This is a genomic window from Pedosphaera parvula Ellin514, assembly GCF_000172555.1.
Taxonomy (GTDB): domain Bacteria; phylum Verrucomicrobiota; class Verrucomicrobiia; order Limisphaerales; family Pedosphaeraceae; genus Pedosphaera.
The window spans coordinates 25,683-33,550 of record NZ_ABOX02000062.1; the positions used below are offsets into that span (position 1 = coordinate 25,683).

3 protein-coding genes are annotated in these 7,868 nt (G+C 57.1%); all 3 read left to right on the top strand.

What is annotated here, in order from left to right:
* Nucleotides 1–3,843: a glycoside hydrolase family 97 protein gene (locus CFLAV_RS28395; protein WP_007418368.1), complete on the top strand. Its 3,843-nt coding sequence runs from the start codon at nucleotides 1–3 to the stop codon at nucleotides 3,841–3,843.
* A gap of 43 nt (nucleotides 3,844–3,886) precedes the next feature.
* Nucleotides 3,887–7,207 carry a sensor histidine kinase gene (locus CFLAV_RS28400; RefSeq protein ID WP_007418369.1) on the top strand — a complete coding sequence of 1,107 codons (3,321 nt, stop codon included), beginning with the start codon at nucleotides 3,887–3,889 and terminating at the stop codon, nucleotides 7,205–7,207.
* On the top strand, nucleotides 7,204–7,868 hold a 665-nt coding region (locus CFLAV_RS28405), incomplete at its 3' end, for a response regulator transcription factor (RefSeq protein WP_007418370.1). The genes CFLAV_RS28400 and CFLAV_RS28405, both read left to right, overlap by 4 nt.

Below are 7,868 nucleotides of genomic sequence, written 5' to 3' on the forward strand. Positions count from 1 at the left end.
TTGATCAGCGGGTTGGGTGCGTTGCGCATCGGCGCGGGCGCAAGTTCGCCGTTAAACGGCACGGTTACGCTTTCCGGGGTTAACTCTTATACCGGAGGCACAGTGATCGAAGCGCCGCATACTTTGCAGATCAGTGCAGCGGGAACGCTGGGTAGCTCCGACGGGGCTTTGACTTTTACAAATGCCGGGCGCGGATTCGGCACTTTGAATCTGAACGGCTCGGATTTGGCGGTTGGGAATCTCAGCGGCGGGGGCGGAACGATTTGGAACAACATGAGCGGGACGAACAACGTTCTCACCATCGGCTCAGGCAACGCTTCAGGCGGCGTGTTTCAAGGCTTGATTTTGGCGGGGGCAGGGGGCCTGTCGCTGCGCAAGGCCGGCAACGGCACCAATGCGCTTACGGCGATGAATACGTTCGTGGGCAACACCACCATCTCCGGCGGTGCACTGCAACTGGGTGATGGAATCTCCCGCAACGGCGGAGTCACCGGTGAAATCACCAACAACGCCACAGTGATCTTTGCGAATCCCTCTACGCAGATATTCAACGGAACTGTCCGAGGCAGTGGGGCGCTGGTCAAGACCGGCGCAGGTCAGCTGACGTTGACGGGAGCGCAAGCATACACCGGCAACACCGCGGTCAACGCCGGAGTTTTTGCGCTGAGCGGGATCGGTTCAATCACCAACAGCGCCGAAATTTCCATCGCCAGCGGTGCGTCGTTCGATGTGCTTTCGCGCGCGGATCAAACATTGACGTTGAACGGCGGGCAACTGCTGCGCGGCAGTGGAACAATTATCGGGGCGTTGAGCGTTCCGGCGGGATCAGAGGTTCAGCCGGGTAGCTCGATGGGAACACTCACAGTTCAGGGCGACGTGACACTCAGCGGTTCGGTGCAGATGGAATTGAATCGCACCAACGCGCCGGCTTGTGACCAATTGAATTGCACCGGGACACTAACTGGTGGCGGGACGCTGACGGTGGTAAATCCTGGGCCGACGCTGCAAATGGGCGATAGTTTTCAATTGTTCAATCAGCCCGTTGCTGGGTTTGCGGCGGCTAATCTTCCGTCGCCCGGCCCCGGCAAAACCTGGACGAATCGTCTGGCGCTGGACGGAAGCATCGAAGTTATTGCCGCAAATGCGATTGCCAGTCCTGACGGTCAGGTGGTCGCGACGGTGGATGTGTGGAATAGCAATCTGACTTACTCCGTTTCGCATAGTGGCGTGCCCGTCATCGAGACGTCGGCGCTTGGGTTAACTGTGAACGGCACGAATCTTGGTGTCGGCGTCGTGATAATGGCAACCAACAATTACACTGTGAACGAGGCGTTTGCTTCGCGTCATGGGATCCATGCGTTTGCTACAAACAATTATCAAGGGCAGGCCATCTCCATCTTTCATCCGGCTTCGGGGATATCATACGTGCTAAACGTGCGGACTTTCAATAATGGCGTCGCGCTGCGTTATGAACTGATGGGCGGCGCCACCAAGAATGTCACTGCTGAATCCACATCCTTCGTGATTCCTGAGAGCAGCGTTGTCTGGTCGCAGAGTGGAAACTCAGTTTACGAGGGCATGTATGGCAGTGCCGACATTACCGCCCTCGCGACCAACGCCACGCTTGGTCCGCCAGTAACGATTCAACTCTCCGGCCTGAACGGTTTCGTAGCGCTGACGGAGGCAAATCTCGGAGCATTTCCGAATCCGTATCTAACCAAGACAGCCAACGCGCCGGGGCGCGAGTTGCGCGTGCCCTATCCGACGAATCAGGACAGCACAACCGGCGCGGTGATGAACGGTTCAGTTACGAATACACCGTGGCACGTCATCATGGTTGGGGCGGATTTGAACGCGCTCGTGAACAATGACATGGTCGAGAGTTTGTCGCCTGCCCCGGATGCGGTGTTGTTTCCACAAGGCGCAGCGACAAGTTGGGCGGCGCCGGGACGGTCGGTTTGGGATTGGTTGAATCCGCAGCCGGGTGGAATCACTTACACCAACGCGATGACGAATTCGTATTGGGCGTCGCAGTTGGGTTGGGAATACAACACGGTGGATGAAGGCTGGGCGAATTGGAATGGCGGCAATCCGTGGCCGCAAGTGCAAGCGGTGGTGAATTACTCGACCGCGCGCAGCGTGAAGGTGTTGTTGTGGAAGCAATCGTCGGAACTGAACTCGCAGGCGCAACGCACGGCGTTTTTCCAGCAACTCACCAACTACGGTGTGGCGGGTTTCAAGGCGGACTTCTTTGATTACAGCTCGGTCAGCGCGGCAGCTAAGGAGCGCGTGAAACTGCAGGAAGACATTTTGCGGGAAGCGGCGGCGTATAAACTCGTCGCCAACTTTCACGGCACGTCCAAGCCGACCGGGCAATTCCGCACGTATCCAAACCTGCTGCAGTTTGAGGGTGTATTTGGCAAGGAACAATTCCCCGGGTCGTTCTCGCATTCAGTCCCGCCGTTTGCGCGATTTCTCGCCGGGCCGGCGGATTTCACGCCATTGGCGTTGCAAGGCGGATTGCGCGGTGCGCGGACGGTGCCATTTGAAGTCGCTTCGATGATTGCGATGCCCGGACCGATGATCACGATTGCCGAGCGTTCTGATGTGGTGGCGCAAAGCCCGTTTGCCTTGTTGATCAAAAAGATTCCCGCGATGTGGGACGAGACGATTGTTCTGGAGCAAAGTCAGATCGGGCAGACGGCGGTGTTCGCGCGCCGCAAAGGGACGGATTGGTTTGTCGCGGCGATGAATCCCGGTTCGGTACGAATCTGGAACATTCCGTTGAGCTTCCTAAGTTCCAATGTGACGTATCAGGCTGATTACATCCGGGACAACAGTTCCTATCTCGAAGTCGGCACGGTGATGCAAACGAATGTACTCGCGGTCTCGGCAGGGGTGGAAGGTGGAATCGTCGCATGGTTTTATCAAAGTCCGACGAATGTTTATCAGCCACCCACGAATCAGCTGGCTGGGATTGGTTTTGATTTCGAGTCGCCGTTCAATTTGCCGGGCAACGTCGCGAACACAACAGCCGTTGGCGCGACCAATGCCCAGTTCATTGGGCAGCAAGGCTGGTCGCAATCCACGAGTGGTGGCAGAGGTGCGATTGTTACCACCACGGCCTCGGGTTTGTATCCAGGCGGTCAGGCGCTGGGTTCGGGTGATCCAGGCAACGCTTATATCGGCGCAAACACGAACGTGGTGCTGGGGAAAAAGTTCCGCTTCGACTTGTTCGCACCTGGCGGCAACAAGGCTGGTGTGGCCGGATTTACGGATCCGAATCACGATGGCTTGTTTTCGCAAAGCGAGAGCGGCGTGTTTGCGGGCGTGAATGACAGCGGCGGTATTTCCTATTTCGGTTTTCGCGATTTGATTGCGGGCGGGGCAACTTATTCCAGCGGCGTCGCGGCAAATACTACTGACTGGTATCGCATCACAGTGACGCTGGACGATGCGACTCGCACCGCTACGATGGAGGTGACGAATCTGACAGCGGGTGGTTTGGCGGTGGATTTAAATGGTGCAACAGCGGGGACGGCGTTTTCCAGGACGTGGTCTGCAGGGCTGTGGGTTTCGCCCACAAACTTTGTCGGCACGCTGGCGCGGGCTTCGGGAACGTTGTTGGTGGACAACATCATAGTGTTGCAACCCGCCGTGTCGCAGCCGGTGACGCTAGGGGTCCGATACGCGGGGAGCAATTTGCAACTGACCTGGAGCAGTGGATTTTTGCTCGAAGCCACGAATGTGCTCGGGCCGTGGACGACCAATCTTAGTGCGACTTCGCCCTTCATTGTGATTCCTAGCGTGCCGCAGAAGTTTTTCAAAGTGCAACTTCAATAGGCATTGAAGTGGTTGCGGATTACGGCTTACACTCGGAGTAATCATGCAGCCTGCTGAACTCAACGACCGAGCTTTGCGCGCGCGCGTCTGTTGGCGGGGGAGACGTGGATGGGTGTTGCTGCTTTGTATTTTAGTTTTCTTCAGCGCTATTTTGAGGGGGAAGGCAGCAGAGCGGTTGAAAAAGGTAATACAGCAATACGCGCTGACTTCAGCGAATGATTTTCCGCAACGCGATCCACAGGACTGGCGGTTGCTCGGTTCAAACGATGGCGGCAAGACCTGGACGACGTTGGACACGCGCAAAAGCGAGGTGTTTCCCGAGCGCCATCAGCGGCGCGTGTTTGCGGTGAGCAAACCAGCGACGTTTGAGATTTACCGGCTGCAAATTGATTTGGTTCGCGATCCCAAGGTGGCGAACTCGGTGCAGTTGGCCGAAATCGAACCCATGGGCGCGACGGAGAATGATCTCGAACCGATTCCCATTTTCACCGATACCATCACTGCACAGGGCGACAATCCGCCGTCGGAGCTGGCGGTGAAATTGTTTGATGGCCGGAAGGAAACCAAGTGGCTCGACAAACCGAGTAATCGGGAGACTTGCGCTTCATGGATTCAATGGCAGTACGCTGCGCCGACGGGAACGACGGTGACCAATATCAGTCAGTTGATCGCGCTGCGGGCGCGGGCTGGTGACGGTTATCGAGTGCAAATCGAAGCCGTGGCGGTGGGGCGCACGGGTGCAACTAACGAGTGGAGCATCGCGGATGCTTCGGGTTGCATGGAAATTTCGGCGTTGACCGGGGAGGAAAATTTGCAACCAGGGCAACCTGTCACGTTTTTGGGGTCAAGCGCGTGGAGTTCCCGAAAAGTTTGCCTTACAAATGGCTCGGTGCAAATGCGCGGGGAGAAAGCTGCCTCCAAGCCTGAGCAGATTGTCATGGAGCAACCACTGACAGCGCGGGAAAATTTAAAGTGGGTGGAGGTCGTGGGTGAGGTGCAGTATCGGCGTTTTGGCGACGGGGAAATTTCTTTCGATATTAGTGATGCGGGGGGCGCGATGCGGATTTACTGGCGTGGAGCGACAGATTCACTCTCATTGCCGCCGACCGGATCGCGCGTGACGGTGCGTGGCTTGTGTCGAGGTGCGTTCAATGATCAAGGGATGTGGGTGGCCGCTGGTTTATGGGCGGCGGGACCGGATGCTGTAACTGTAACGGGAACGCAATCACGAGATGGAAAAGTTCAGTCAGGTGGAGCAACTGCCAATGGAGCCGCGCCAGTTCCTGGCACATTGACGAAGATTGAACAGATTCGGCGATTGACGCAGGAGCAATTACAGCAGCGCCCGCATGTGATATTTCGCGGGGTGGTGACGGAATTGTTTGGCGCGTTCATGCAGGATGACACGGCAGGAGTAGAAGTGGCGTTCCAAGGCAATGAAAGCCGCAAAGTTACCGAGCCGGGCTACTATATCGAGGTGGAAGGCTGGGGTGGTTTGGGCGACGCCGGCAATCCGGTGGTGTCGGCAGATCGCGTCACGGTGCTGGGCAAAGGGAAATGGCCTGAGCCGCAGCGGATGTCGCTGAGTCAATTGATGAGCGGGCGGACGGACGCGCAATGGATTGAAATTGAGGGTGTGGTGCGTTCGACCGATGGCGCGCATCTGTTGTTGATCTGTTATGGACGTGAAGTGACGGCAAGCCTGAGTGCAGGCGCGGCGGGACTGGTAAAAAATTTGGTGGACGCGGCGGTGCGGGTGCGCGGCGTGGGTGTGACGGCGCTGGATGATCGCGGTCGGATTCAAGGGCTCCATCTGTTAATTCCTTCACTGGAGAATGTGGACGTGATAGAGCCGCCGGTGAATCCTGCGACATTGCCAGTGCGACCGATTGGCAGCTTGCTCAGCTTGAGCGGGCCGCGTGAATCGTACCATCGCGTGAAGGTTGATGGTGTCGTGACGTTGCAGGAGAATCAGAAATTATTTCTTCAAGACACAAACGGGGGGGCGATGGCGATTTTGAAGGAAGACGTCGTGCTCGACGCGCGTTTCGGGCGGTCGCGCTGGTTATTCTGGCGCACGCAGCAAACAAATGCGCCTGTGCGGGCGGATTTGCGATTTGCGGCGGGCGACCGGGTGGAAGTCATTGGTTTTCCCGAGACACGGAATTACTCGCCGGTGCTGACTGAAGTGACTGTGAAGAAAATCAGCAGCGGAAATCCAGTGCAACTTTATGAAGCGACGGTAAACGGATTGAATGACGGGCGCGCGGATTCGCAATTGATTGCGGTGGAGGGGGTGCTGCTCGGACAAAACACCATCGGCGCGCAGGTGGTGATGGCGTTGGAGTGGAACGACCGGACGCTGCAGGTGCTCGTTCCGGTGCAAGAAGCGGCGGCACTGGCGATTGCTCCTGGCAGCCGGCTGCGCGTGACGGGGGTTTGTCAGGTTGATCCCGCACCGTACGCGGAACTAGGGCAACGCGTCGCGGCAGTGCGGATCCTGACGCGTTCGGCGGCGGACCTGGTGGTGTTGGCCAAACCATCATGGTGGACGGTGCAGCGGGCATTGATAATGATGGGGGGGATGGCGTGCGTGATTTTAGCGGCGCTGGTCTGGATCAAGCAATTGCGGCGACAGGTTGAAGAGCGAACAGTGCAATTGACGATAGAAATCCAATTGCGTGAACAGACCGAGCGTCGCAGCGCGTTGGAGCAGGAACGATCGCGCATCGCGAAAGATTTGCATGACGACCTCGGCGCGAATCTCGCGCAGATTGTTTTCTTGAGTCAGCGGGTGGAGGGACAGAGCGATGCGCAGGAAATGAATCGCTACTTTGGCCTTATTCCCGCCACGGCGCGGCGGACAATCCAGTCGCTCGATGAAATTGTCTGGGCCATTAATCCACGCCACGATTCGCTGGAAAGCCTGGCGAATTATCTCAGTCAGTTCGCGCAGGAGCATTTGACGCTGGCGCGCGTGCGATGTGTGCTGGACGTTCCTACGGTTTTGCCGGTAGTGCCATTGAGTGCGGAGATTCGGCATAATCTGCTGCTCGCCACGCGCGAGGCATTGCAGAACGCGGTCACTCATGCGGCTGCGACGGAAGTCCGTTTGATATTGCAACTGGACGAGTCGGGATTGAGCATCGCCATCGCGGACAATGGCAAGGGATTTGATCCGGGTTCGGTCTCACGGGATGGCAATGGGTTGCCGAACATGCGGCGGCGTCTGGAAAGCATCGGAGGACGGTTCCAACTCGACAATCAGCCTGGCAAGGGAACGACGGTGCGCTTGTTTGTGCCGAGCGAAGTGTTACACGGACGTGTAATTGGCGTAAACGGAGTTTCGAGACAAGAATCATGAAAATGGTCAACGCCAAATCAGAACCGGCTCCCGACGCGACCGTATTGCGACCGGTGCGCGTTTGCGTGGTGGAAGACGACAATGTGGCGCGCGAGCAGCTCTCGCATCAGTTGCAGCAGGCGAATGGCTTTACGTTTGTGAGCTGCCATAGGTCAGCGGAAAATGCGCTGGAGGAAATCCCGCGCCACAAGCCCGACGTGGTTTTGATGGACATCAATCTGCCGAAGATGAGCGGAATTGATTGCGTACGGCATCTCAAGGCGCTACTGCCCGGCACACAATTCGTGATGCTCACGGTTTATGAAGATGCGGATGCGATCTTCAAATCGTTGCTGGCAGGGGCAGTTGGCTATCTGCTCAAAGGACGTTCTGCAACTGGCGACAAATTACTGGAAGCCTTACGCGATGCGGGGCGAGGCGGTTCACCGTTGAACAGTTTGATCGCGCGCAAGATTGTGCAGCATTTTCATCATCAACCGTCACGTTCCGGCAAGGAGCATCCTCTCTCAGTGCGCGAACGCGAGGTGTTGGAGTTGCTTTCAAAGGGGCTGCCATACAAAGAAATTGCCGACATGCTTGGCGTGAACATCGAGACGGTTCGCAAGCATTGTCACAATATCTATGAAAAACTTCAGGTCAGTTCGCGGACGGAAGCGGTGGT